We start from the raw sequence: 24,114 nt of genomic DNA, 5'->3' as shown, positions 1-24,114 counted from the left end.
CTGTCACCTGCTGGCGGGGCTTGTATCCTGTTCTGTCGGACGCAGCGTCTGTGCCTTTTCGCGGATCTTCAACGTGGCTTGTGCCGACGCGACGGCGGCATAGCCTTGCATCAGTTGTTCAAAATGGCTCTCGAACAACCAGTTGCGGTCTTGCGAATAGCGCTGCATGTGCTTGAGGTTGCGTTGACGCAGGGCGTTGCGCAGTGCCGACGGATACAGGCGCATATCTGCCACGTCAATCAGCCCGAACTCGCCGTCTTCCATGAACAGTACATTGCCCAGGTGCAGAGAGCGGAAGTACACGCCTCGTTCGTGAAGCAGGGCTATGTACCGGCCTAGACGCTCCACAAGAGCGCCGCGCAGGCTGCTGTCCAGGCTTTGCAGGGTCTGGCGCACGGTCAGCCCCGGCAGCGGCTGGTAACGCACGGCGGTGCTGCCGTCGCGCAGGTTGTAGAGGTCGAGGATAGTCGGCGCGACGATGCCGAGTGCACGAAGCTGCGCAGCGTTGCTGGCAAAGCGTTCCGAATAAGGATTGAACCAGCCGGAGGTATACCAGCGGCGGGCTCTGAAGAGCTTGAGGAAGCTGCCGTCCTCCAGGCGCAGGACCTTCGGGCCCAGGCCGTCGGCCTCGATTACGTGGGCGTTGCAGCATAGCTGGTCAAATGCCTGCGGTGTTAGGGTTTTGACCGGTGTGTCCAGCAGGCTGCGACGACGCTGGGCGATGCTCAGCCCGGTCAGCAGTGCCAGCGGAATCCACAGTAGGAACCAGTGCTCCTTGGGCCGCGAAAGGATGCCGCCGCCTTCGGTGAGGCCCGCGCCGATGCCGTACACCAAGAGCGCCGATGCCAGGATAAACAGCGGCTGCGTACGTTGTTTGATGCCTATATACAACCCCCGTCCGAGCATGAATACCCACGGGATGAAGCCGATGATGCCGACATAATAGAAAACGCCCAGCGCAAAACTGTGAGGTTCGTACAGTTGGTAGCCATTCCAGAAAGTCAGGTACAGCTCGGAGTTGTAGCTGTGGCCGATCCAAGGATGTTCGGCAATGCGTTCTAGTGCCAGGTCCCATACTTCAAAGCGGAGCGAACTGCCGCGCCCACTGATGGCATCTGGGTATAGGATCAGTAATCCGACCAGGGCTATTGCCAAGCCGGTAATCAGCAGTGCTGCGCGGCGGTTACGGCTGAGGAAACTCAGCCACAGAACGGCGAGAGCCATGGCTACCAAAGGTGTTCGTGAGCCGGTAGCCAGCAAGGCTGCAGCCATGATCATCGTGGCCGGCACGCTGAACCACAGCGCCTGGAGGCGCTTGGTGGTCATGCAGATATATAACCAGTAAACGCAGAAGAAACCGAACAAATGAGAACTGAGCAGCGGGTTATCGAGGGCACCACGCCCGCCGATCATGCGCATGCCCGGCTCGAACCCTTTGACGAACGCCACCAGATTGCATAGGCAAACCACCAAGGCGATCACCGCAGCACCGAAGAAAATCGGTTTGAACAGTTCGGCGCGGTAATGCAGCAGCAGCGCGCAGCCGCCAAACAGGAGGAAGGTGTTCAATGGGCGCTTGAGCAGGTCGCTGTCGAGGGTGGGTTCAACGCTCCACAGCAGGCTGGTCAGAGCCCAGCCTGCGAAGACCAGGAACGCGATTGCCAAGGGTTCACGCAGCAGTTCCCTGAGCTCTCGGGGACGCTGCAAAAACATGAACAAGGTCGGTACGGTAAAAAGGATGTAAACGATTCGGTGCAATACGTTGCGGTTGGACACGAAGAACAGTGAGCTCAGGAGCAGCAACAAGCCAATGGGCAAAATCCAAAGGACCAGGAAGTCGAAAACGCGATTTGAGCCATAACTAAGGCGCTTGGAGTGCATACAGTAAAGCCATTCCAGAGAGAGAAAACCGACCATCTTAAGATAGTGGCTATATAATGTCTTCGGTCGGATCCAGCCGGGCCGAGGGGCAAGCCGGGTGCAAGTACAACAGAGAAGCTGTGCTAAAGTCAGCCTCCTTTTTCAAAACGCCGCGTGATATGACCGACTCCAGTCCGAGCGCAAGCCCTTCGAGCTTGAAAATATACTTCCGCCTGCTCAGCTACGTTAAGCCTTACATGGGCTTGTTCGCGTTGAGTATCGTCGGATTTCTGATTTTCGCGTCAACCCAGCCGATGCTGGGTTACATCCTCAAGTACTTTGTCGATGGCCTGTCCAACCCGCAAGCCGTGTTGTTCCCCACTGTGCCATTCCTGCGGGACCTGCAACTGCTGCAGGCCGTGCCGCTGCTGATCATCTTGATCGCCGCCTGGCAGGGCCTGGGGTCTTTCCTGGGCAACTACCTGTTGGCCAAGGTCTCCCTGGGCCTGGTCCACGACTTGCGGGTGCAGTTGTTCAACAACCTGCTGACGCTGCCTAACCGGTACTTCGACAACCACAACTCGGGACACCTGATTTCCCGCATCACCTTCAACGTGACCATGGTCACAGGTGCGGCAACCGATGCGATCAAGGTGGTCATCCGTGAAGGCATGACGGTGATCTTCCTGTTCGCCTCCCTGTTGTTCATGAACTGGCGCCTGACGCTCGTCATGATCGCCATCCTGCCGTTGATTGCGGTGATGGTCAGCACGGCCAGCAAGAAATTTCGCAAGCAGAGCAAAAAGATCCAGGTGGCGATGGGTGACGTGACCCACGTGGCTTCGGAAACCATCCAGGGCTATCGCGTGGTGCGCAGCTTCGGCGGTGAAGTCTACGAGGAGAAGCGTTTCCTCAAGGCAAGCCAGAGCAATACCGACAAGCAACTGCGCATGACCCGTACGGGCGCGATCTACACGCCGGCGTTGCAACTGGTGATCTACACCGCCATGGCGGTATTGATGTTCCTGGTTCTGTATCTTCGTGGCGATGCGTCCGCCGGTGACATGGTCGCCTACATCACGTTGGCCGGTTTGTTGCCCAAGCCGATCCGCCAACTGTCGGAAGTCAGCTCGACCATCCAGAAAGGTGTCGCCGGTGCTGAAAGCATTTTCGAGCAGTTGGACGAGGCGGTTGAAGTCGACCACGGCACTATCGAGCGCGACAAGGTCAGCGGGCGCCTGGAAGTGCGCCAGTTGAACTTCACTTACCCCGGCACCGAGCGTCATGTGCTCAAGGACATCAGTTTCACCGCCGAGCCGGGGCAGATGATTGCGCTGGTTGGGCGCTCAGGCAGCGGCAAGTCGACCCTGGCCAGCCTCATCCCGCGTTTTTACCACCACGAGAGTGGGGAGATTCTGCTCGATGGCGTCGAAATCGAAGACTACAAGCTGCTCAACCTGCGCAAGCATATCGCCCAGGTAACCCAGCATGTCACCCTGTTCAGTGACACCGTGACCAACAACATCGCTTACGGTGACCTGGCCGGAGCACCACGGGAGGCGGTTGAAGCCGCGGCGGCGGATGCCAATGCCAAGGACTTCATCGACCAGTTGCCCAAGGGCTTCGATACCCAGGTCGGTGAAAACGGCGTGTTGTTATCCGGTGGCCAGCGCCAGCGCCTGGCGATTGCCCGTGCACTGCTCAAGAATGCACCGCTGCTGATTCTCGACGAGGCCACCTCGGCGCTCGACACCGAGTCCGAGCGCCACATTCAGGCGGCGTTGGACAACGTCATGCAAGGTCGCACGACCCTGGTGATCGCGCACCGCCTGTCGACCATCGAGAAGGCTGACCTGATCCTGGTGATGGACGACGGCCGTATCGTGGAGCGCGGTACCCACGGCGAGTTGCTCGCGCAAAACGGCTACTATGCCCGCCTGCACTCCATGGGCCTGGATACGCCGGTATCGGCCGATATCACCTGATCGACAGGTACACAGGGCAATGTGGGAGGGGGCTTGCCCCCGATAGCGAAGTGTCAGCTTGCAGAAATGCCGGCTGATATTTCGCTATCGGCGGGCACGCCCCCTCCAGCATTAGCCCCGTAGTGGATTCGGCGTCGCGCTAGTCACAAGCCATCGCAAACCCTGTGCTAATATCGCGCCCCTGTTCATTTTGTATGTGGGTTGCACCATGAAGTTGTCCATGCCGCGATTCGATCAAGCCCCTGTCTTGGTGGTCGGCGATGTCATGCTCGACCGTTACTGGCATGGTGGTACCTCACGGATTTCCCCTGAGGCACCGGTGCCGGTAGTCAAGGTCGAGCAAATCGAAGACCGTCCGGGTGGTGCTGCCAACGTTGCCCTCAATATTGCCGCGCTCGGCGCTCCAGCCTCCCTGGTGGGTGTGACCGGCGACGACGAAGCTGCCGACAGCCTGGCCAACAGCCTGCGCGGGGCCGGCGTGCGTGCGGTGTTCCAGCGTATCGCCCATCAGCCGACCATCGTCAAGTTGCGGGTCATGAGCCGGCACCAACAGTTGCTGCGTATCGATTTCGAAGAACCCTTCGCCACCGACGCCTTGGCTCTCGGCAGCCAGGTTGACGAGTTGCTCGAAGGCATCAAGGTGCTGGTGTTGTCCGACTACGGAAAAGGCGCCTTGAGGAACCATCAGGCGCTGATTCAGGCCGCCAAGGCCAAGGGCATTCCGGTGCTGGCCGATCCCAAGGGCAAGGACTTCTCGATTTATCGGGGCGCCAGCCTGATCACGCCGAACCTCAGTGAGTTCGAAGCCATCGTCGGTGGTTGCGCCGATGAGCATGAATTGGTGAGCAAGGGTGCGGCGCTGATGGCCGACCTCGACCTGGGCGCCTTGCTGGTGACCCGTGGCGAGCACGGCATGACCCTGTTGCGCCCAGGCCACCCGGCGATGCACCTGCCGGCGCGTGCCCGTGAAGTGTTCGATGTCACTGGTGCCGGTGACACCGTCATTTCTACCTTGGCCGCGTCTATCGCGGCAGGTGAAGAATTGCCTCACGCCGTGGCCCTGGCCAATTTGGCGGCAGGCATTGTGGTTGGCAAACTGGGTACGGCGGCCATCAGCGCTCCTGAGCTGCGCCGGGCGATCCAGCGTTCCGAAGGTTCCGAGCGTGGCGTACTGAGTATCGAGCAGTTGCTGCTGGCGATTGACGATGCGCGTGCCCACAACGAAAGCATTGTGTTCACCAATGGCTGCTTCGACATCCTGCATGCCGGCCATGTGACTTACCTGGAGCAGGCGCGTGCCCAAGGCGATCGCCTGATCGTTGCGGTCAATGACGATGCTTCGGTCAGTCGCTTGAAAGGTCCGGGCCGTCCGATCAACAGCGTTGACCGTCGCATGGCGGTGCTGGCGGGGTTGGGCGCGGTGGATTGGGTGATCAGCTTCCCCGAAGGCACCCCGGAAAACTTGCTGGCCCAGGTCAAGCCGGACGTGCTGGTCAAGGGCGGTGACTACTCCGTCGACCAGGTGGTCGGTGCCGATATCGTCAGCGCCTACGGCGGCAAGGTCAAAGTGCTGGGCTTGGTTGAGAACAGCTCGACCACCGCGATTGTCGAGAAGATCCGCAACAATGAGTAACTCTGATAAGTGGGTCCTGATTACCGGCGGTGCGGGCTTCATTGGCTCGCACCTGGTGGACGCGTTGCTTGCCAAAGGCTATGGCGTGCGGGTGCTGGATAACCTGTCCACCGGCAAACGCAGCAACTTGCCGATGGATAACCCGCGTTTGGAGCTGATTGAAGGTAATGTCGCCGATGCGGACCTGGTGGCGAAGGCCGCCGTCGGCGCGACTGCCGTGGTGCACTTGGCTGCAGTGGCCTCGGTGCAGGCCTCGGTGGATGACCCGGTCAGCACGCACCAGAGCAATTTTGTCGGTACCTTGAATGTCTGTGAGGCCATGCGCAAGGCCGGCGTCAGGCGTGTGGTGTATGCCTCCAGCGCCGCGGTCTATGGCAACAACGGCGAGGGGGCTTCGATTGCCGAAGAAACCACCAAGGCGCCATTGACGCCTTACGCGTCCGATAAATTGGCCAGCGAGCATTACTTCGATTTCTACCGCCGCCAGCATGGCCTGGAGCCGGTGATCTTCCGTTTCTTCAATATCTTCGGGCCGCGCCAGGATCCGTCATCGCCGTATTCCGGTGTGATCAGTATCTTCAGCGAGCGCGCGCAGCAAGGTGTGCCGATCGCCGTGTTTGGCGATGGCGAGCAAACCCGTGACTTCATGTACGTGGAAGATCTGGTGGACGTGCTGGTACAGGCCATTGAAGCGCCCGCTGCACCGCTGGGTGCAATCAATGTCGGTTGGAACCGCACCACTACGCTCAAGGACGTACTGCAAGCCTTGCAAGACATCGTCGGCAAGTTGCCGGCTGTGACTTACGGGCCTGCACGTTCTGGGGATATCCGACATTCGCGGGCGAATAACCAACGGCTGCTGGCGAGTTTTACGCTGCCCGAGCCCACGCCGTTGAAGGTGGGCCTGGAGCGTTTGCTCAGAGGCTGACGGTAAGGAGGCCAGCCTTTATCGGCTGGCTTTTTTCTTTGGCACGATTTTGCGCAGCATCCGCTGTGCCAGATGCTTCAATCGCGACTCTTTTTCCGGCTCTGCCAGGCCTTGCTGCCTGAGCCAGTCTTTCCAGCGAATCCGCTCATCACGTACCAACCAGCCTTCCTGTTGGGCGAAGCTTTCCGCCAGGTACAAACCTCGTGTGCTCGCCGGGTACAGCTGGTCTTTCTTGACGGTGTAAAGCTCGGCCAGTGGCTGGCCGTCTTTCAGAGGCATCAGGTACAGATCGGGGCGCTGGCGGTCCAGGCGGGCGACCAACTGGTCACCTTCCAGGCGCTCATCGACATGGAACAGGCTCAGGGACTTGGCTTCCTTCGGGACTTCCAGCCTCAAGTCATAAATCAGCTGCAGCGATGCGGTGGGCAGGTGCACATAAGCCCGTGGGCGCTCGATCAATTGAGTGGTTGCGCAACGCACCGGTCGCGCCGCGCCAGACAGCGGGCTGAGGCGAAAGGGCAAGGCTTCACGGTAGTGCAGGGCTGCGGAGTAGGGCGCCGGGAGCCACGTGTCGTTGAAGCGCCCGCCGAGCCAGCCTTCGGGGGTTTCGAGCAGGCATTCTTCGGCAATTTCCTGGATGGCGGTGTGCAGCGGCAGGTTCAATTCATGGGCCGGGACGTAGCCGGAGATCAGCTTGAGCACCACATCGCCACGGTCCTGGCGGCGTTGGCGCACGAGCACCCAGTAGTCCTTGTTTTGCCAATGCAGCGTCAGTCGCACCGAGACGCCAAGGTTGGCCAGTTCCAGGGCAAAGCGCTCGGCGTTCGGCACGTCTACCGGTTTGCGCCGTTGCAGGGTCTGGGCGAAGTTGAGCGGCATGCCGACGCTCTGGTAGCTCAGGCCCTCGGGGGTGGCTTCGACGTGTAGCGGCAGTGTTTTGAAGTTGCTGGGGTTTTTTCTTATGAGCGTTCGCGGCATGTCGGCTCCTTCTTGCGACGGGGTCGGCCGCGTCGGCGGCATCAGAGTTGACGAATGACCTGGGCAGCGGTCGCCACGTTATGGGCCAGGTGCAGCGGGTTGATGGTCCCGACAATAGCACTGGCGACGCCCGTTTGCGCAAACAACAACATGAAACTGGCATGAATTGGATCCATTCCGGGCTCAAGGCAAACGTGGCCGCTGGCCAAGGCTTTTTTCACCAGGATGCCTTTGCCATGGGTCGCGGCGTAATCAATCACGGCCTTCTCGGCCTGCTCGTTCAGATTGTAGGTGACCATCGCGCAATCGCCTTGTTCCAGAGCCTTCACACCGCCTTCAACGGTTTTGCCGGAGAAGCCGAAGCCGCGAATCTTGCCCTCTTTTTTCAGTGCCGCCAGGGTTTGGTAAACCTCACAATCGTTGAGGATGTGCAGATCATTGCCGTCGGAGTGCACCAGCACCAGATCGATAAAATCCGTTTCAAGTCTTTTCAAGCTGCGCTCGATCGACAGGCGGGTGTGGGCCTCACTGAAGTCATGACGGGATACGCCGTCGGCAAACTCTTCGCCAACCTTGCTGACAATCACCCAATCCTTGCGCTGGCCACGTAGCAGCGGCCCCAGGCGTTCTTCGCTGCGACCGTAGGCGGGGGCGGTGTCGATCAGGTTGATGCCCAGCTGTCGGGCCTGGCGCAACAACATTCGCGCTTCGTCATCGTCGGGGATCTGAAAGCCGCTGGGGTATTTCACGCCCTGGTCGCGGCCCAGTTTGACGGTGCCCAGGCCCAGTGGCGAGACGATCAGGCCCGTGCTGCCCAGGGGGCGATGCAGGTCGTGCAAGGTAGGCAGGCTCATGGCAACAGTTGCTCCCAGGCAGGCACGCCGATCGCGGGTTTCGGCAGGTCGGGCAAAGGCTCGCCGGCGCCGGGTCGGATACCGTCGCGTTCCAGGCTGTCGAGCACGCGATCGGCGAAGTCCGGCGCCAGGGCCAGCTTGGTCGGCCAGCCCACCAGTAGGCGGCCTTGTTCGGCGAGGAATGCATTGTCGGGGCGGCTCAGACCCGATTGCAGCGGCTCGGCGCGGTCGACCCGCAAGGTGGCCCACTGGGTCTGGCTCATGTCGATCCACGGCAGCAGTTGCGCCACTTCCTTTTGTGCGGTGGCGATCTGTTCTTCAGGGGTACGTGCCACACCGTCGGCTTCGGCGATATCTCCGCCGATGTACCACACCCAATTGCCATCCGCTGCCGGGTGGGTGGTAACGGTGAGGCGCGGCTTGGTGCCGCCACCCAGGCAATGGGCATACAGCGGCTTCAGGCCTGGGCCCTTGGCGATGATCATATGCAGGGGGCGTTTCTGCATGGCCGGTTGGCTGAGGCCCAGGGCGCCGAGCAAGTCAGCCGTGCCGGCGCCGGCACTCAACACGATGCGTTGCGCGCGGATCTCGCGGCCATCGACCTTCAAGCCCACCAAGTGGTCGTCTTCGCGCAGCGGTTCGATCTGCTTTGCGGCGAGCAGGCTATCACCGCCCAGTTGCGCCAGGCGTTGAATCACACTCGGCACGTCCACCACGAGTTCGGCCAAGCGATAGACCTTGCCCTTGAAGCGGCGATCCTGCAGGGCGGGGGGCAATTCGTCGCCTTTGACCTGGTCCACACGCCCGCGCACGGCCTTGCTGGCAAAGAAGCTGGTGAGGTTGCCGGCGAGCGTGCCGGGGGACCATAGATAGTGGGCTTCGGACAGCAAGCGTACGCCGGACAAATCCAGCTCGCCCGTTCCTGCCAGGGCTTCACGCCAGCGGCGCGGCATGTCGGCAATGGCTTCGGACGCGCCGGTGAGCGCGCCGTGCAGGGCATATTTCGCCCCACCGTGAATGATTCCCTGCGACTTCACGCTTTGCCCGCCGCCCAGGGTGGCGCTTTCCACCAGTACCGTGGAAAACCCCTGGCGGCGCAGGCGCGCATTCAGCCAGAGGCCGGCAACCCCGGCGCCGACAATCAGTACGTCGGTGGAAATAACGGATGGCATCGGCGACCTCAGTGTTCAAGACAAGGGACGCAGTATACAGCCTGTTGAGTAGCGGTCAGTGCCCGGCGGTTTTCGAGAACAACTGAATCACTACCACGCCCAGTACGATCAGGCCCATCCCCAGCATCGCCGGGACATCCAGCTTCTGCCCGTAGATGAACAACGCCGCGACGCTGACCATCACGATCCCCAGCCCGGCCCATACCGCATAGGCCACGCCCACCGGTACGCTGCGCACCACCAGGGTGAGCATCCAGAACGCTACGCCATAACCCACAATCATCAGCATCAGCGGGATGGGTGTGCTCAGGCCCTTGACCGCTTTCATGGAAACGGTCGCGATCACTTCCGAGCAAATGGCAATGGCCAGGTAGAGGTAGGCGACATTCATGGGGTAATCCTCGGTGTGTTGCGTGCTAGATAAGGTCGGCATTCTAGCGACTGCCAAGATGCGGTAAAGTCATTACCTATCCGAATTAAAGATGGGTTAGGCCATGAGCGTGCAGTGGAACCTTGAGCAGATGCGCCTGTTTGTCAGTGTCGCCGAGCAGCGTTCGTTTTCCGCGGTGGCCCGTGACCAGCGCAAGGCTCAATCGGCGGTGAGCAATGGGATTGCCTTGCTTGAGGCGGACCTGGGGGTGAGCCTGTTTGATCGTAGCAGTGGCCGCCAGCCACGCCTGACCGAGGCGGGCAGTGTGTTGCTGGAGGAGGCGCGTGAGGTGTTGCGCCAGTGTGAGCGGCTCAATGGTCGGGCGCTGTCCTTGACCCGGGGTGAAGAAGCCTGTCTGCGCCTGGCCCAGGACGAAGCCATGTTGTTCCAGCCGGTACTCGACAGCCTTGAAGCGCTGGCCGCGCAATACCCGTTGCTGGAAGTGCAATTGTCCAGCGCTGCCCAAGGCGACGTAGCGCGTAAGTTGGTGGAGCGCAAAGCCGACCTGGGCCTGCTGTTCTATCACGACCAAATCCCCGAGGCGCTTGAGCGGCGGGTGGTGGGCAGTGTGGAAATGGTCACGGTGTGCGGCGTGAACCACCCGCTCGCCAAGGAGCGATATGTGGATTGCCAGCGCCTGGCACAGTTTCGCCAACTGTTGATGTCGACCCAGACCAGTGTGTACCCCGGCAGTGAGGCTGCCAGCCCTCTGGTGTGGCGCGCCGACAGTTTCTATGTGCTGGCCGAATGGTTGATGAGTGGCTTGGGTTGGGCCTGGCTGCCGCGGCATATCGTGCAGTACCCCACCTATCAGCAACAAATGGTCGAGTTGGACAGCGAATGGACGCCACCGGCCCTGGTGGTGGAACTGGTCTGGCGTCGGGATGAACACCTCGGGCCTGCCGCACGCTTCCTGGCTGAACGATTTGCCGAGTGCTTGCAGGCGATCGACTGAAAAAGCCGATAAACTCCGCCGCCATGAATAGAACTCTCTACAGCTGTCTGTTTTACCTGGCGCTGCCGTTGGTGGCTTTACGTCTGTGGCTGCGCGCGCGCAAGGCGCCGGCGTATGCCAAGCGCGTGGGCGAGCGGTTTTCCTATGGCCTGCCGATGATGCGGCCGGGCGGGATCTGGGTGCATGCGGTGTCGGTCGGCGAAAGCATCGCTGCCGCGCCGATGATACGCGGGCTGATGGCGCGCCACCCGACGCTGCCGATCACCGTCACCTGCATGACGCCCACCGGTTCCGAGCGTATCCAGGCGTTGTTCGCCAATGAGCCGCGCATTCAGCATTGTTACCTGCCCTATGACGTGCCGTGCGCCGCCAAGCGTTTTCTGGATCAGGTGCAGCCGAAACTCGCGGTGATCATGGAGACGGAGCTGTGGCCCAATCACATCCATGCCTGCTACCAGCGTGGCATTCCGGTGGCACTGGCCAATGCGCGACTGTCGGCGCGCTCGGCCAAGGGTTATGGGCGTTTCGCCAAACTGACCGCGCCGATGCTGGCTGAGATGAGCCTGTTCGCCGTGCAGACGCGTACCGAGGCCGAGCGTTTCCTGAGCCTGGGTGCGCGCCCGGAAACCGTTGAAGTCACGGGTTCGATCAAGTTCGACCTGACTGTCGACCCCGAGCTGCCGCTGTGTGCCGCCGCCCTGCGTGAGCAATGGGGCGCGCGTGAGCGCCCGGTGTGGATCGCCGCCAGTACCCATGAAGGCGAAGATGAAGTGGTGCTGGCGGCCCACCGCCAGTTGCTCGAGAGTTATCCCAATGCGTTGCTGATTCTGGTGCCGCGCCATCAGGAGCGCTTCGGTCCGATGTTTGAGTTGTGCCGGCAACGAGGATTCGCCACGGTGCGTCGCTCCAGCGGTGACCCCGTGACCGCGCAGACCTCCGTGTTGCTGGGCGATACCATGGGCGAGTTGCTGTTTCTGTATGCCCTGGCCGACAGTGCTTTCGTCGGCGGCAGCCTGGTGCCGACCGGCGGCCACAACCCGTTGGAGCCGGCGGCGCTGGCCCTGCCTGTGATCATGGGGCCGCACCGGTTCAACTTCCTCGAAATCAGCGCGATGATGCATGAGGCGGGGGCGTTGCGCGAAGTCGACGATGCCCAAGGTCTGGCCGAAGCTGTGCGCCAGCTGTTCGAGCTGCCACAGGATGCGCGCAAGATGGCGCAGGCTGGGCTCAAGGTGATGCAGGCCAACCAGGGCGCGCTCAAGCGCTTGCTGGATGGCCTGGACAGGCTATTGGATCAGCACTGATTCCATTGTAGGCGCTGTGCTTAATTACCCGGGCGGGCCTTGAGCTGTTCGGCGGCGGCCTTGGCTAGGTCCGGCGGCAGGAAGTCCTTGTCCGGGTTGTAGTCAGCCTTGAGGTAGCGCGCCAGGTCCTGCAAGTCCCCCGGGTTCAAGGTGCCCGCCGCCTGCTTCAAGCGCAGGTTGTCGAGGATGTAGTCGTAGCGGCTGTTGTTGTAGTTGCGCACCGACGCATAGAGCTGGCGCTGTGAGTCGAGCACGTCGACGATGTTACGCGTACCCACCTGGTAGCCGATCTCCGTGGCTTCCACCGCGCTCTGGTTGGAAATGATCGACTGGCGGCGTGCCTGTACCTGTTCCACGTCGGTGTTCACTGCGCGGTGCAGGTTGCGCGTATTTTCCACCACCTGGCGCCGCAGGCCTTCGCGTTGCTGCTCGGTCTGGCCCAGGCGCGAGTAGGATTCACGCACTTGGGAACTGGTCAGCCCGCCGCTGTAGATCGGAATGTTCAGGCGCAGGCCAATGGTGCGTTGTTCCACATCGCCGCGATAGGGCGTGCCAAAGGCATTCGGGTTGCTGAACCCGAGGGCGTCGTTGTCGCCTTTCTCATATTGCGCCACCGCATCGAGTGTCGGGGCATGCCCGGCCTTGCGTTGCTTGAGGGTTTCTTCGGCGGCGGTGACGGCGTAGTTGCTGGCGAGCAGGTTCAGGTTCTGGCGGCCGGCGGTTTCAACCCAGGCCTTGGCGTCGTTCGGCAGCGGTGGCAACACCGGCAGTGTGTGGACGATGCCCTGGATCGAGTTGTATTGACGATTGGTCAGGGTGATCAACGCTTCAAAGGCGTCTTCCACCTGACGCTGGGCCAGGATCCGGTTGGCGCGCGCGGTGTCATAGCTGGCCTGGGATTGCAGTACGTCGGTCTTGTCCGACAGGCCCACGTCGAAGCGCTCGCTGGACTGGTCCAGCTGGCGCTTGAAGGCGTTTTCTTCAGCCTTGGTCGAGGCCAGGTTGTCCTGGGCGCGCAGCACGGCAAAGTAGCTTTCGGCGCTTTGCAGGATCAGGTTCTGCTCGGTGGCCGACAGTTGCAGCGCGGCCTGCTCGTTGGTGGCCTCGGCAGCCTGTAGCTGGAACCAGCGATCAGCGCGGAACAGTGGCTGGCTCAAGGTCGCGCGCCAGGAGTGAGCGTCGCGGTTGGCGGTGGCGGCCGGCGTGTCGATCTGGGTGCGCACGGTGTTGATATCGGCACCGCCCGACAGGTTGGGCAACAAGCCGGCGCGGGCCTGGGGCACCACTTCCTTTTGTGCGCCATATTGGGCGCGTGCGGCTGCCAGGTCGGCGTTGTTGTCCACCGCTTCCTGGTAAACGCTGACCAGGTCGGTTTTGGTCGTCAGGGGCGCTTCAGCTGCCCAGACCATTCCGTTGGTTGCACAAGACACGGCAAGCGCCAGTGAAAGTTTGCGCAGCATGAGGCGATCCCTAGATTGAATATTACGGTGATAATTTAGCGCCCAAGGCTAAGGCTGGCCGTTCCTGGCGTCAAGCATTGTGGCGGCAACCGAGTGTAGTGGCGCTGACCCGGCGCAACAATCCCGCAATCATGCCATTCATCACGCTGAATGCAGCGCTATTGGCAATTTGCCCATGCCATGGTCTAGACTGCCTGCGTTCTTGTCGGGGTGCCTTGTTGGAAGGCTGAGATCGGTAAATACCGGATCCCGTTGAACCTGATCAGGTTAGCGCCTGCGTAGGGAACAAGATTTCTCGTCACCCGGCGAGTCCTCTTGTGCTTCGTCCGGGATGAATGTTCGACAATCGAACACTCCGTGCGCCAAGCACAGCACTGTTTTCAGTGCGTCCATCCGTCTCAGGTTCGCTCCGACAAAAATCCACCGCCTGGATAGTTGGAGAGCCCGTGATGAGCACAGAAATAAAAAGTACAAAACTGAAAAATACCGTGCACCTGAGTGAATCGGCCAAGGTCGACACAGGTTCCGTGCAACCCTTTACCCGCTCGCAAAAAATCTACGTGCAGGGCACTCGCCCGGATATCCGCGTGCCGATGCGCGAAATCAGCCTGGACGTCACCCCCACCGACTTCGGCGGCGAAATCAACGCGCCGGTCACCGTTTACGACACGTCCGGCCCCTACACCGACCCGAATGTGATCATCGACGTGCGCAAAGGCCTGGGCGATGTGCGTTCGCCATGGATCGAATCGCGCGGCGACACCGAGCGCCTGCCCGGCCTGAGCTCGCACTTCGGCCAGCAGCGCCTCAACGACGCCGAACTGACCGCGCTGCGTTTCGCCCATGTGAAGAACCCACGCCGCGCCAAGGCCGGTGCTAACGTCACGCAGATGCACTACGCCCGCAAAGGCATCATCACCGCCGAGATGGAATACGTCGCCATCCGCGAAAACATGAAGCTCGAAGAGGCCCGCGCCAGTGGCCTGCTCGACCAGCAACACGCCGGCCACAGCTTCGGCGCCAGCGTGCCGAAAATCATCACCCCGGAATTTGTGCGCGAGGAAATCGCACGCGGCCGCGCGATCATCCCGGCCAACATCAACCACACCGAGCTGGAACCGATGATCATCGGCCGTAACTTCCTGGTGAAGATCAACGGCAACATCGGCAACAGCGCCCTGGGTTCGTCCATTGAAGAAGAAGTGGCGAAACTGACATGGGGCATTCGCTGGGGTTCGGACACGGTGATGGACCTGTCCACCGGCAAGCACATCCATGAAACCCGCGAGTGGATCATCCGCAACTCGCCGGTGCCGATCGGCACCGTGCCGATCTACCAGGCACTGGAAAAAGTGGGTGGCGTCGCCGAAGACCTGACCTGGGAATTGTTCCGTGACACCCTGATCGAACAGGCCGAGCAGGGCGTCGACTACTTCACCATCCACGCCGGCGTCCTGCTGCGCTACGTGCCGCTGACCGCCAAACGCGTCACTGGCATCGTGTCCCGTGGCGGTTCGATCATGGCCAAGTGGTGCCTGGCGCACCACAAAGAGAACTTCACCTACACGCATTTCGACGAAATCTGCGAAATCATGAAGGCCTATGACGTCAGTTTCTCCCTCGGCGACGGCCTGCGCCCGGGCTCGATTGCCGACGCCAACGACGCCGCGCAATTCGGTGAGTTGGAAACCCTCGGCGAACTGACCAAGACGGCCTGGAAGCACGACGTGCAAACCATGATCGAAGGCCCCGGCCACGTGCCGATGCAGTTGATCAAGGAGAACATGGACAAGCAGTTGGAGTGCTGCGACGAGGCGCCGTTCTATACCCTCGGCCCGCTGACCACCGACATTGCACCGGGCTACGACCACATCACTTCCGGTATCGGTGCCGCGATGATCGGCTGGTTCGGTTGCGCCATGCTCTGCTACGTCACGCCCAAGGAACACCTGGGTTTGCCGAACAAGGATGATGTGAAGACCGGGATCATTACCTACAAGATCGCAGCCCATGCCGCCGACTTGGCCAAAGGGCATCCGGGCGCGCAGATCCGCGACAATGCCTTGAGCAAGGCGCGCTTCGAGTTCCGTTGGGAAGACCAGTTCAACCTAGGCCTGGATCCGGACACCGCGCGTTCCTATCACGACGAAACCCTGCCGAAAGACTCGGCCAAAGTCGCGCATTTCTGTTCGATGTGCGGGCCGAAATTCTGCTCGATGAAGATCACCCAGGAAGTGCGTGAGTACGCGGCCAACCAGCGGATTGATGCGGTGGATGTCGACGTGGCCAAGGGCTTGGCCGAGCAGGCGCAGCGGTTCAAGCAGGAAGGCAGCCAGCTCTACAAAAAAGTCTGATCGCAGATGCTGGGCGCCTGTACGGGCCTCATCGGGGGCAAGCCCCCTCCCACATTTTTGAATGTATTCGCAGTTCAAACAGTGGGAGGGGCTCGCCCCCGATAGCACTTCAACAAACAACCCATGCCCCTCAGAGATACAACCCTTGAGCATTCAACCGAGTACCTACTCTCCTGAGATAGCAGTGCCAAGTGACAAGCGCGTGTTCGGCGCCCGCGATCTGTTTTCCCTGTGGTTCTCCCTCGGCATCGGCCTGATGGTCCTGCAGACCGGTGCCTTGCTCGCGCCGGGCCTGGGCTTGTCCGGCTCGTTGCTGGCGATCTTCCTCGGCACCCTGGTAGGGGTGCTGTTACTGGCCGCTGTTGGCGTAATCGGCAGCGACACCGGCCTGTCCGCCATGGCGGCCCTCAAACTCAGCCTCGGCACCCAAGGCGCGAGCCTGCCGGCGTTGCTGAACCTGTTGCAGCTGGTCGGCTGGGGCTCGTTCGAAATTATCGTCATGCGCGACGCCGCCAGCTTGTTGGGCACGCGGGCGTTCAGCGAAGGCAGCCTGTTGGCGAGCCCTCTGTTGTGGACGTTGGTGTTCGGTGGTTTGGCGACCCTGCTGGCGGTCAGCGGTCCGTTGACTTTTGTACGCCAGATCCTGCGCAAATGGGGCATCTGGCTGCTGCTCGCCGCTTGCCTGTGGCTGACCTGGAACCTGTTCGCCAAGGCCGACCTGGCTGCGCTGTGGTCCCAGGCCGGTGACGGTACGATGCCGTTCGCGGTGGGTTTTGATATCGCGATCGCCATGCCGCTGTCGTGGCTGCCGCTGATTGCCGACTACTCGCGTTTCGGCAAACGCGCAAAAAGCGTGTTCGGCGGTACCGCGCTGGGCTTCTTTATCGGTAATTTCTGGCTGATGAGCCTGGGTGTGGCCTACACCCTGGCGTTTGCGCCCAGCGGCGAAGTGAATGCGCTATTGCTCGCGCTGGCCGGTGCGGGCCTGGGGATTCCGCTGTTGCTGATCCTGCTGGATGAAACGGAAAACGCCTTTGCCGATATTCACTCGGCGGCGGTGTCCAGCGGGATGCTACTGCGCTGGAAGGTCGAGCACCTGGCCCTGGTCATCGGGGTGGTCTGCACCTTGATCGCCTGCCTTGCGCCGCTGGCGCAATACCAGAACTTCCTGCTGCTGATCGGCTCAGTGTTTGCGCCGTTGTTCGGCGTGGTGCTGATGGACCACTTCATCCTGCGCCGCCGTGGCCGCGGCGCCGTCACTCATCTGCACTGGCCGGCGCTGGTGGCCTGGGGCGGCGGCATCGGTGCGTATCACCTGCTGGCGAACCTGTATCCGAATGTCGGCGCGACCCTGCCGGCGCTGGTGCTGGCAGGGCTGCTGCAGTTCATCCTGGGCCGGGCCATCAGCGGCGTGCAGGCATCAGCTCAGGCTTGAGTACGCCGGTGAGACGTGCGTAGGGGATGGTCATTTCGATCAACCCCAATGCGTACGGGCCGATGGTGGCCACGTTGTACTTGAGCACCACGCCGTTGCTGGTCAAGGCCACGTTCGGGGTCTTCTGGAATGGCCAGTTCTTCACGAACTCCGGGTCACGGTCCATCTGCGAGTTGATCAGCCAACTGTTGTGAGCGACTTTCGCAGTGTTCCAGAACGCCTGTTCCTGGCCTGGCAGCAACATGTCGGCGAGGCTCAGCTCCTTGTGCAGCAGGCGCGAATAGTTGATGAAACCACGGCCCGGCTCACCGTGGGCAGCGCCGGTATCCAGGTAGCTGGACACTTCGATGATCACCAGTCCGTCATGCTGCTCGCGTACCTTGGCTTGCAGATACATGCTGTTGCGGTCGGCGGACTCGCGCAGGAACTTGTCCCGGTAAGCGTTCAAGGTCGGCGGCACGCTGGCCCCCGGCGTGGTCCGGGTCATCTGCAGCAGGCGCTGTTCCACCAGGGTGTCGAGTTGCGGCTCGGTGGGGAAGTGCACGGTATCGATGTTGACCAGCGGGCAATCCGGGCTGTTGCAGCCGGGCTTGATCTGTTCCGAGGCGTCCGGCTGGGTGTCCAGCGGTTTGAGATAGCTGGGTTGGAACAGACTCTGGCAGGCACCCAGAGTCAAGGCAATGCAAGCCACGGAGGCGATTTTTAAAAGCGACATGTGCGTCCTTCGTAAATCGATGGAAAGCGAAAAGAGTAGCGCTTGGACTGCCCACAAGGCAGTCAGTTCGCCACTAGACTGATGAGAGTGAGTTTGACGCCCGCCGTCTATCCCGGCAACTGGAAAGGGGCTGCATCCGGGGGCGTGAGCGCGTTAGGATGGCGCCAATTGTATGGGTACAACGGGAATGGATATGACGGACATTGCGAAGTCGACGCCGAGCAAGATCGAAATCGTTCAGCACGACAATGCCTACCAGGGCTTCTACAAGCTTGATCGCGTGCAGTTGCGCCATGAAAAGTTCGATGGCGGCATGAGCCGGGTGATCAACCGCGAAGTCTTCGTTCGGCATGACGCAGTCTGCGTGCTGCCTTACGACCCGCAGCGTGACGAAGTGGTGTTGATCGAGCAGTTTCGCGTAGGCGCCATGGGCCGTACCGACAACCCCTGGCTGGTGGAAATGGTTGCGGGGCTGATTGACAAGGACGAGCAACCGGAGGAGGTTGCACACCGCGAAGCCGAGGAGGAAGCTGGGCTGACCTTCTCCGCTTTATGGCCGATTACGAAGTATTTCCCTTCGCCCGGCGGCAGTACCGAATTCGTTCACCTGTACCTGGGCCGTTGCGACAGCACAGGCGCCGGAGGCGTTCATGGACTGGAAGAAGAGGCCGAAGATATCCGCGTCACCCGCTGGGCGTTCGAAGATGCTCTGCAGGCGGTGCGTGACGGTAAGATTTCCAATGCAGCCAGCATCATCGCCCTGCAATGGCTTGCGCTTAATCGCGCGGAAGTGAGGGGGTTATGGCAGTAAAGGCACGGGAACGATATCGAGTTGACCTGATCGGGCTTCAAGCCGCCTGCGAGGCCAACTATGCGCGGCTGATGCGCCTGCTTCCCGACATGCGCCATGCGCCCGAGGCACGGCGCATTGCCGTGACCCATGGCGACCAGATGCTCGGCGTGTTGACGCTTGAAGTCATCATCAACTGCCCCTACACCACCACCCTGCGCGTGCGTCAGGAACACAGCCTGCCATGGTTGCCGGTGCCGCAGCTGGAAGTGCAGGTGTACCACGATGCACGGATGGCCGAAGTGATCAGCGCCGAACATGCGCGGCGTTTTCGCAGCATCTATCCGTACCCGAATGTGTTCATGCACCAGCCCGATGAGAAAGCACAGCTCAATGTGTTCCTCGGTGAGTGGTTGAGCCACTGCCTGGCCCTGGGCCACGAGTTCGAAGTCGTGCGGTAGATGTGAACTGCGTCTGCTTCCCCAGGTTTCCTCTTTGTGTCCTGCCCAGCATAATCGCGCCAGTCGCCCATTTTCCTGTGATTGCCTTGGGAGAACGCCTTGCCGAGCGTATCCACCGTGAACCCTGACGCACCCGCATTGCTGGTGCAACTGTCTGACAGCCACCTGTTTGCCGAGGCAAGCGGCACGTTGCTGGGCATGAACACCCGCGAAAGCCTTCAGCGGGTGATCGAGTTGGTGCGCGCACAGCAGCCGCAGATCGATCTGGTGCTGGCGACAGGCGATTTGTCCCAGGACGGTACGCTTGAGTCGTATCAGCAGTTTCGTGACATGACCCGTCAGATCGACGCGCCGGCGCGCTGGATTCCCGGCAACCATGACGAACCGCACATCATGGCCCACGCGGCTGTGCACAGCGATTTGCTGGAGCCGGTGCTCGACATTGGCCACTGGCGGGTCACCTTGCTGGATTCCGCCGTGCCCGGCTCGGTACCCGGCTACCTGCAAGACCAGCAATTGCAATTGCTCGCCCAGGCCCTGAGCGAAGCGCCGAACCGGCACCATCTGGTGTGCTTTCACCATCACCCGGTGCCCATCGGGTGTGCGTGGATGGAGCCGATCGGCCTGCGCAACCCGGAAGCCTTGTTTGCCGTGCTCGACCGTTTCCCGCAGGTCAGGGCTGTGCTCTGGGGGCATGTGCATCAAGAGATTGATGGCGAACGCAACGGCGTGCGCCTGCTGGCCTCGCCGTCCACGTGCATCCAGTTCGCCCCGGGCAGTGAAGACTTCCAGGTCAGCGAGCAGGCGCCGGGCTACCGCTGGCTGCGCCTGCATGCCGACGGACGGTTGGAAACCGGTGTTGAGCGGGTAAAAAATTTTGTGTTCACCATAGATTACGGCAGTAACGGCTACTAGTAGTGAGCGGGGCAAGCCCTAATGCCAGTCAGTTAAGGATTAACGCGGTCACTGTGGGAGGGGGCTTGCTCCCGATGGACTGCGTAGCAGGCCCATTTTTGAGGCCGCTGCGCGGCCTATCGGGAGCAAGTCGAATCGTCGCACCGCCCCTCCCACAATTTATTCATCGCCCGCTTTATCGCTTAACTAACTGGCATTAGGGCAAGCCCGCTCACTACTGAGATTTACCTGTAAACTGCGCCTCTTTGGCTGCAGCACGGAGAGCCCGGCATGTCCGCTTCGATCTTGTATATCCACGGTTTCAACAGCGCGCCTGCGTCCAACAAGGCCAGCCAGTTGACTGCTGTGATGGATAGCCTCGGCTTGGCCGACCAGTTGCGCGTGCCGGCGCTGCATCACCACCCGCGTCAGGCGATTCCTCAATTGGAGGAGGCCATTGCGCAGTTGGGGCGGCCACTGCTGGTCGGCAGCTCACTCGGCGGCTACTATGCAACCCATCTTGCCGAGCGCCATGGCCTCAAGGCACTGCTGGTCAACCCGGCGGTCAGCCCCCATCGGATGTTCGATGGTTACCTGGGCACTCAGACCAATCTTTACACCGGTGAGGCCTGGGAATTGACCCACGATCACGTCGCGGCCCTGGCCGAGCTGGAAGTGCCGGCGCCGCTGGACGCCGGGCGTTACCAGGTGTGGTTGCAGACCGGGGATGAAACCCTGGATTATCGCCTCGCCCAACAGTATTACCGGGCCTGTGCCTTGCGTATCCAGGCCGGTGGCGACCATGGTTACCAAGGGTTCGCCCAGCAATTGCCGGCGATGTTGAGTTTTGCCGGCATCGGCGCAGATCAGTATCAATCCTTCGACTTTGCGGCACTGTAAAGTCGCAGGTCATTTTTTAATCGAACGACTCACGACGAGACCCCATGGCCACTCCCAGCGCTAGCTCTTATAACGCCGACGCCATCGAAGTCCTCTCGGGCCTCGACCCGGTGCGCAAACGCCCCGGCATGTACACCGACACCAGTCGGCCGAACCACCTTGCCCAGGAAGTCATCGACAACAGCGTCGACGAAGCCTTGGCCGGGCATGCCAAGTCGGTGCATGTCATTCTTCACGCCGACCACTCCCTTGAAGTGTCCGACGATGGTCGCGGCATGCCGGTGGACATCCACCCGGAAGAGGGTGTGCCGGGCGTCGAGCTGATCCTCACCAAGCTGCATGCCGGTGGCAAGTTTTCCAACAAGAACTACCAGTTCTCCGGCGGCCTGCACGGTGTAGGCATTTCCGTGGTCAACGCCCTGTCCACGCTGGTGCGGGTCAAGGTCAAGCGTGACGGCAACGAGTACCAGATGACGTTCGCCGATGGCTACAAGGCCACCGACCTGGAAGTGATCGGCACCGTTGGCAAGCGCAACACCGGCACCAGCGTGTACTTTGCGCCGGACCCGAAATACTTCGATTCACCGAAATTCTCCATCAGCCGCCTCAAGCATGTGCTCAAGGCCAAGGCCGTGTTGTGTCCGGGCCTGCTCGTCACCTTTGAAGACAAAGGCACCGGTGAGAAGGTCGAGTGGCACTACGAAGACGGCCTGCGCTCCTATCTGGAAGACTCGGTCAGCGATTTCGAACGCCTGCCCAACGAGCCGTTCTGCGGCAGCCTGGCGGGTAATAAGGAGGCCGTCGACTGGGCTCTGCTGTGGTTGCCCGAAGGTGGCGACAGCGTGCAGGAAAGCTACGTCAACCTGATCCCCACCGCTCAGGGCGGCACTCACGTCAACGGTTTGCGCCAGGGTTTGCTGGACGCCATGCGCGAGTTCTGCGAATACCGCAGTCTGTTGCCGCGCGGCGTGAAGCTGGCGCCGGAGGACGTGTGGGAGCGCATCGCGTTCGTGCTGTCGATGAAGATGCAGGAACCGCAATTTTCCGGCCAGACCAAGGAGCGCCTGTCGTCCCGTGAAGCGGCGGCGTTTGTTTCCGGAGTGGTCAAGGATGCCTTCAGCCTGTGGCTCAACGAGCACCCTGAGCTGGGCCTGGCCCTGGCGGAACTGGCGATCAGCAACGCCGGCCGACGCCTGAAGGCGAGCAAGAAAGTCGAGCGCAAGCGCATCACCCAAGGCCCGGCACTGCCAGGCAAACTGGCCGATTGCGCGGGGCAGGACCCGATGCGTTCCGAACTGTTCCTGGTGGAGGGTGACTCCGCCGGTGGTTCCGCCAAGCAGGCGCGGGACAAGGAATTCCAGGCGATCCTGCCGTTACGCGGCAAGATCCTGAACACCTGGGAAGTCGACGGCAGTGAGGTCCTTGCCAGCCAGGAAGTGCACAACATTGCCGTGGCTATTGGCGTGGACCCGGGCGCAGAGGACATGAGCCAGCTGCGTTACGGCAAAATCTGCATCCTGGCCGACGCCGACTCCGACGGCCTGCACATCGCCACCTTGCTCTGCGCGCTGTTCGTCCAGCACTTCCGCCCGTTGGTGGAGGCCGGCCACGTTTATGTCGCCATGCCGCCGCTGTACCGTATCGACCTGGGCAAGGATATCTTCTACGCCCTGGACGAAGCCGAGCGCGATGGCATTCTCGATCGCCTGGTGGCCGAGAAGAAGCGTGGCAAGCCGCAGGTCACACGATTCAAGGGGCTGGGTGAGATGAACCCGCCGCAGCTGCGCGAAACCACCATGGACCCGAACACTCGGCGTCTGGTGCAACTGACCCTGGACGACTTCGTCGCCACCGCCGAAATGATGGACATGCTGCTGGCCAAGAAGCGCGCCGGCGACCGTAAATCCTGGCTGGAATCCAACGGCAACCTGGCCGAGGTTCTGGGCTGATGCGCACAGGTTTCGCCTTGGCGATCCTGATGTTGAGCGGGTTGGCGGCCACCGAAGGGGTCGCCGCGCCCGTGGCTGAGCTCAAGCTGGTAGGCGAACACCCGGTGGACGGTATGCGCGGCGGTAACCTGTCGGGCCTGGCCTTGTGCGGCAAGGAGCTGTGGACGGTGTCGGACCGTGACGACGACCAGATCTATCGCCTGGATATCAGTGCGCCGACCTGGAAGGCCGAAACGGTAAAGATCGACGTGCCACCGGTGCCTGACTCCGGGTTGCCGTGGGGCTTGCGTTCGCGGACCAAGGCCGCGTCCTTCATTCGCGGTGGCGACCTGGATTTTGAAGGCATCACCTGCGATGCCGCAGGCAATCGTTACATCGTCAGTGAAGCCCATGCGGCGGTGCTGCAGGTGCCGGCAACGGGGACGGCCGAGTGGTTGAAAATTGCTCCGGGCATGGTGCGTGAAGCCCGGGCCAGTGGCATGTTGCTGCACTTCAATGCCTTGTTTGAGGGCCTGGCGGTGAATGCCGAGGGCAATCAGATCTGGCTGGCGGCCGAACGCGAGCGACGTGGCCTGATCGCCATCAAGCGCGGGCAGAGCGTATGGGACTGCGACGGCCCCTGCGTATTGCTCAGCGAAGCGGGCCAGGAAGTGCAGCCGGCGCAGTTTGAAAATGCCAAGGCGGTGTCCAAGGACTTCGCCGATCTGGCGCTGTACAACGGCAAGCTGTTTACCCTGGAGCGCAATGCGTTCCAGATTTGCCGGCGCGATACCCTCACCGCCAAGGTCGAGCTGTGCTGGTCATTTGCCGACGAGGCCCTGACGCCCAACCGACGTTATGCCCAGCCCTACGGCCTGGCTGAAGCCCTGATAGTGGATGCAGACGGTGCCTGGGTGGGCATCGACAATAATTTCGGCCCACGGGCCGATGGTGAGAAACGCCCAATGGTCTATCGTTTCGCCGCCCCGGCCGGTGGCTGGAGCACCCAGCCATGAACCACTGCTTTTTTGAATTGACTCAGCGCGGCGGCAATTCCGCTGCGCCTTACCTGATATTG

At 61.3% G+C, this 24,114-nt stretch carries 20 protein-coding genes and 1 riboswitch; of the genes, 13 read left to right on the top strand and 7 right to left on the bottom strand.

Annotated features, from left to right (window positions below; translation table 11 throughout):
- Window positions 1–3: 3 nt before the first annotated feature.
- Window positions 4–1,881, bottom strand: coding sequence for an O-antigen ligase family protein (locus MJP36_RS27610; RefSeq protein ID WP_244384531.1), 1,878 nt, complete (start codon window positions 1,879–1,881; stop codon window positions 4–6).
- Window positions 1,882–2,039: 158 nt separating this feature from the next.
- Between MJP36_RS27610 and msbA the strand changes: the two genes are divergently transcribed.
- The 3 genes from msbA (at window position 2,040) to MJP36_RS27595 (ending at window position 6,406) form a co-directional block, all read left to right on the top strand.
- Entirely contained in the window at window positions 2,040–3,845 is a 1,806-nt protein-coding gene (gene msbA, locus MJP36_RS27605; protein ID WP_060755140.1) for a lipid A export permease/ATP-binding protein MsbA, read from the top strand.
- Window positions 3,846–4,053: 208 nt separating this feature from the next.
- Window positions 4,054–5,478 carry a bifunctional D-glycero-beta-D-manno-heptose-7-phosphate kinase/D-glycero-beta-D-manno-heptose 1-phosphate adenylyltransferase HldE gene (gene hldE / locus MJP36_RS27600; RefSeq protein WP_090367181.1) on the top strand — a complete coding sequence of 475 codons (1,425 nt, stop codon included), beginning with the start codon at window positions 4,054–4,056 and terminating at the stop codon, window positions 5,476–5,478.
- Window positions 5,471–6,406, top strand: coding sequence for an NAD-dependent epimerase/dehydratase family protein (locus MJP36_RS27595; RefSeq protein WP_090367179.1), 936 nt, complete (start codon window positions 5,471–5,473; stop codon window positions 6,404–6,406). The genes hldE and MJP36_RS27595 overlap by 8 nt, the downstream gene beginning before the upstream one ends.
- A gap of 18 nt (window positions 6,407–6,424) precedes the next feature.
- Here MJP36_RS27595 and MJP36_RS27590 read toward each other — a convergent pair whose 3' ends face one another.
- From MJP36_RS27590 to MJP36_RS27575, 4 genes are read right to left on the bottom strand one after another with little or no spacing between them, the layout of a single operon-like run.
- A complete protein-coding gene (locus MJP36_RS27590) occupies window positions 6,425–7,384 on the bottom strand; it encodes a metal ABC transporter ATPase (protein ID WP_090367178.1) in 960 nt (319 codons plus the stop codon).
- Between the two features lie 41 nt (window positions 7,385–7,425).
- Entirely contained in the window at window positions 7,426–8,238 is an 813-nt protein-coding gene (locus MJP36_RS27585) for an aldo/keto reductase (protein ID WP_090367176.1), read from the bottom strand.
- On the bottom strand, window positions 8,235–9,410 hold the full coding sequence (locus tag MJP36_RS27580; RefSeq protein ID WP_060755136.1) for an NAD(P)/FAD-dependent oxidoreductase: 1,176 nt from the start codon (window positions 9,408–9,410) through the stop codon (window positions 8,235–8,237). Before MJP36_RS27580 ends, MJP36_RS27585 begins: the two co-directional genes overlap by 4 nt.
- A gap of 55 nt (window positions 9,411–9,465) precedes the next feature.
- Window positions 9,466–9,801 carry a DMT family transporter gene (locus MJP36_RS27575; protein WP_060755135.1) on the bottom strand — a complete coding sequence of 112 codons (336 nt, stop codon included), beginning with the start codon at window positions 9,799–9,801 and terminating at the stop codon, window positions 9,466–9,468.
- A 103-nt stretch (window positions 9,802–9,904) separates the two neighbouring features.
- On the opposite strand from MJP36_RS27575, the gene MJP36_RS27570 reads away from it, so the two are divergent.
- Both MJP36_RS27570 and waaA read left to right on the top strand, forming a co-directional pair.
- Window positions 9,905–10,795, top strand: a complete 891-nt coding sequence (locus MJP36_RS27570) for a LysR family transcriptional regulator (RefSeq protein ID WP_244384530.1) — start codon at window positions 9,905–9,907, stop codon at window positions 10,793–10,795.
- 23 nt (window positions 10,796–10,818) lie between these two features.
- Window positions 10,819–12,099 (top strand): lipid IV(A) 3-deoxy-D-manno-octulosonic acid transferase, encoded by a 1,281-nt coding sequence (waaA, locus tag MJP36_RS27565; RefSeq protein ID WP_060755133.1) that lies wholly within the window; start codon window positions 10,819–10,821, stop codon window positions 12,097–12,099.
- Window positions 12,100–12,119: 20 nt separating this feature from the next.
- Here waaA and MJP36_RS27560 read toward each other — a convergent pair whose 3' ends face one another.
- A complete protein-coding gene (locus tag MJP36_RS27560) occupies window positions 12,120–13,559 on the bottom strand; it encodes a TolC family outer membrane protein (protein ID WP_060755132.1) in 1,440 nt (479 codons plus the stop codon).
- Window positions 13,560–13,755: 196 nt separating this feature from the next.
- Window positions 13,756–13,861, top strand: a riboswitch (TPP riboswitch).
- A gap of 147 nt (window positions 13,862–14,008) precedes the next feature.
- Here MJP36_RS27560 and thiC point away from each other — a divergent pair.
- Together thiC and cytX are read left to right on the top strand one after the other, a co-directional pair.
- Complete coding sequence (thiC, locus tag MJP36_RS27555; RefSeq protein ID WP_060755131.1) at window positions 14,009–15,913, top strand: phosphomethylpyrimidine synthase ThiC; 1,905 nt, start codon at window positions 14,009–14,011, stop codon at window positions 15,911–15,913.
- Window positions 15,914–16,058: 145 nt separating this feature from the next.
- Window positions 16,059–17,348 carry a putative hydroxymethylpyrimidine transporter CytX gene (gene cytX, locus MJP36_RS27550; RefSeq protein WP_244384529.1) on the top strand — a complete coding sequence of 430 codons (1,290 nt, stop codon included), beginning with the start codon at window positions 16,059–16,061 and terminating at the stop codon, window positions 17,346–17,348.
- On the opposite strand, the gene MJP36_RS27545 is transcribed toward cytX, so the two are convergent.
- Window positions 17,317–18,063, bottom strand: coding sequence for an RsiV family protein (locus MJP36_RS27545; protein ID WP_244384528.1), 747 nt, complete (start codon window positions 18,061–18,063; stop codon window positions 17,317–17,319). The two genes, cytX and MJP36_RS27545, sit on opposite strands and share 32 nt — an antisense overlap.
- Window positions 18,064–18,256: 193 nt before the next feature.
- Here MJP36_RS27545 and MJP36_RS27540 point away from each other — a divergent pair, with 193 nt between their 5' ends.
- From MJP36_RS27540 to MJP36_RS27515, 6 genes are all read left to right on the top strand, one after another.
- Complete coding sequence (locus tag MJP36_RS27540; protein ID WP_060755128.1) at window positions 18,257–18,874, top strand: NUDIX domain-containing protein; 618 nt, start codon at window positions 18,257–18,259, stop codon at window positions 18,872–18,874.
- Window positions 18,865–19,314 (top strand): DUF1249 domain-containing protein, encoded by a 450-nt coding sequence (locus MJP36_RS27535; protein ID WP_060755127.1) that lies wholly within the window; start codon window positions 18,865–18,867, stop codon window positions 19,312–19,314. The genes MJP36_RS27540 and MJP36_RS27535 overlap by 10 nt, the downstream gene beginning before the upstream one ends.
- A gap of 99 nt (window positions 19,315–19,413) precedes the next feature.
- The gene (gene cpdA, locus MJP36_RS27530; RefSeq protein WP_205344169.1) at window positions 19,414–20,229 is read left to right on the top strand and encodes a 3',5'-cyclic-AMP phosphodiesterase; all 816 of its coding nucleotides are present in this window, start codon (window positions 19,414–19,416) and stop codon (window positions 20,227–20,229) included.
- Between the two features lie 270 nt (window positions 20,230–20,499).
- On the top strand, window positions 20,500–21,108 hold the full coding sequence (locus tag MJP36_RS27525) for a YqiA/YcfP family alpha/beta fold hydrolase (protein WP_060755125.1): 609 nt from the start codon (window positions 20,500–20,502) through the stop codon (window positions 21,106–21,108).
- 44 nt (window positions 21,109–21,152) lie between these two features.
- Entirely contained in the window at window positions 21,153–23,057 is a 1,905-nt protein-coding gene (parE, locus tag MJP36_RS27520) for a DNA topoisomerase IV subunit B (protein ID WP_060755124.1), read from the top strand.
- The gene (locus MJP36_RS27515) at window positions 23,057–24,052 is read left to right on the top strand and encodes an esterase-like activity of phytase family protein (RefSeq protein ID WP_244384527.1); all 996 of its coding nucleotides are present in this window, start codon (window positions 23,057–23,059) and stop codon (window positions 24,050–24,052) included. The genes parE and MJP36_RS27515 overlap by 1 nt, the downstream gene beginning before the upstream one ends.
- Window positions 24,053–24,114: the final 62 nt, after the last annotated feature.

It is taken from the genome of Pseudomonas palleroniana (assembly GCF_022836895.1).
Lineage (GTDB): Bacteria > Pseudomonadota > Gammaproteobacteria > Pseudomonadales > Pseudomonadaceae > Aquipseudomonas > Aquipseudomonas palleroniana.
The sequence above is the reverse complement of the archived record's forward strand: the minus strand, read 5'-3'. Positions and strand labels throughout refer to the sequence as shown.

What these genes read in the sequence shown, in the direction of transcription:
- parE (WP_060755124.1), top strand. Translation starts at nt 21,153, where the DNA reads ATGGCCACTCCCAGCGCTAGCTCTTATAACGCCGACGCCATCGAAGTC.
- MJP36_RS27580 (WP_060755136.1), bottom strand. Translation starts at nt 9,410, where the DNA reads ATGCCATCCGTTATTTCCACCGACGTACTGATTGTCGGCGCCGGGGTT.
- msbA (WP_060755140.1), top strand. Translation starts at nt 2,040, where the DNA reads ATGACCGACTCCAGTCCGAGCGCAAGCCCTTCGAGCTTGAAAATATAC.
- MJP36_RS27595 (WP_090367179.1), top strand. Translation starts at nt 5,471, where the DNA reads ATGAGTAACTCTGATAAGTGGGTCCTGATTACCGGCGGTGCGGGCTTC.
- MJP36_RS27525 (WP_060755125.1), top strand. Translation starts at nt 20,500, where the DNA reads ATGTCCGCTTCGATCTTGTATATCCACGGTTTCAACAGCGCGCCTGCG.
- MJP36_RS27545 (WP_244384528.1), bottom strand. Translation starts at nt 18,063, where the DNA reads ATGTCGCTTTTAAAAATCGCCTCCGTGGCTTGCATTGCCTTGACTCTG.
- MJP36_RS27575 (WP_060755135.1), bottom strand. Translation starts at nt 9,801, where the DNA reads ATGAATGTCGCCTACCTCTACCTGGCCATTGCCATTTGCTCGGAAGTG.
- thiC (WP_060755131.1), top strand. Translation starts at nt 14,009, where the DNA reads ATGAGCACAGAAATAAAAAGTACAAAACTGAAAAATACCGTGCACCTG.
- MJP36_RS27590 (WP_090367178.1), bottom strand. Translation starts at nt 7,384, where the DNA reads ATGCCGCGAACGCTCATAAGAAAAAACCCCAGCAACTTCAAAACACTG.
- MJP36_RS27560 (WP_060755132.1), bottom strand. Translation starts at nt 13,559, where the DNA reads ATGCTGCGCAAACTTTCACTGGCGCTTGCCGTGTCTTGTGCAACCAAC.
- waaA (WP_060755133.1), top strand. Translation starts at nt 10,819, where the DNA reads ATGAATAGAACTCTCTACAGCTGTCTGTTTTACCTGGCGCTGCCGTTG.
- MJP36_RS27570 (WP_244384530.1), top strand. Translation starts at nt 9,905, where the DNA reads ATGAGCGTGCAGTGGAACCTTGAGCAGATGCGCCTGTTTGTCAGTGTC.
- MJP36_RS27535 (WP_060755127.1), top strand. Translation starts at nt 18,865, where the DNA reads ATGGCAGTAAAGGCACGGGAACGATATCGAGTTGACCTGATCGGGCTT.
- hldE (WP_090367181.1), top strand. Translation starts at nt 4,054, where the DNA reads ATGAAGTTGTCCATGCCGCGATTCGATCAAGCCCCTGTCTTGGTGGTC.
- MJP36_RS27585 (WP_090367176.1), bottom strand. Translation starts at nt 8,238, where the DNA reads ATGAGCCTGCCTACCTTGCACGACCTGCATCGCCCCCTGGGCAGCACG.
- MJP36_RS27515 (WP_244384527.1), top strand. Translation starts at nt 23,057, where the DNA reads ATGCGCACAGGTTTCGCCTTGGCGATCCTGATGTTGAGCGGGTTGGCG.
- MJP36_RS27610 (WP_244384531.1), bottom strand. Translation starts at nt 1,881, where the DNA reads ATGCACTCCAAGCGCCTTAGTTATGGCTCAAATCGCGTTTTCGACTTC.
- MJP36_RS27540 (WP_060755128.1), top strand. Translation starts at nt 18,257, where the DNA reads ATGACGGACATTGCGAAGTCGACGCCGAGCAAGATCGAAATCGTTCAG.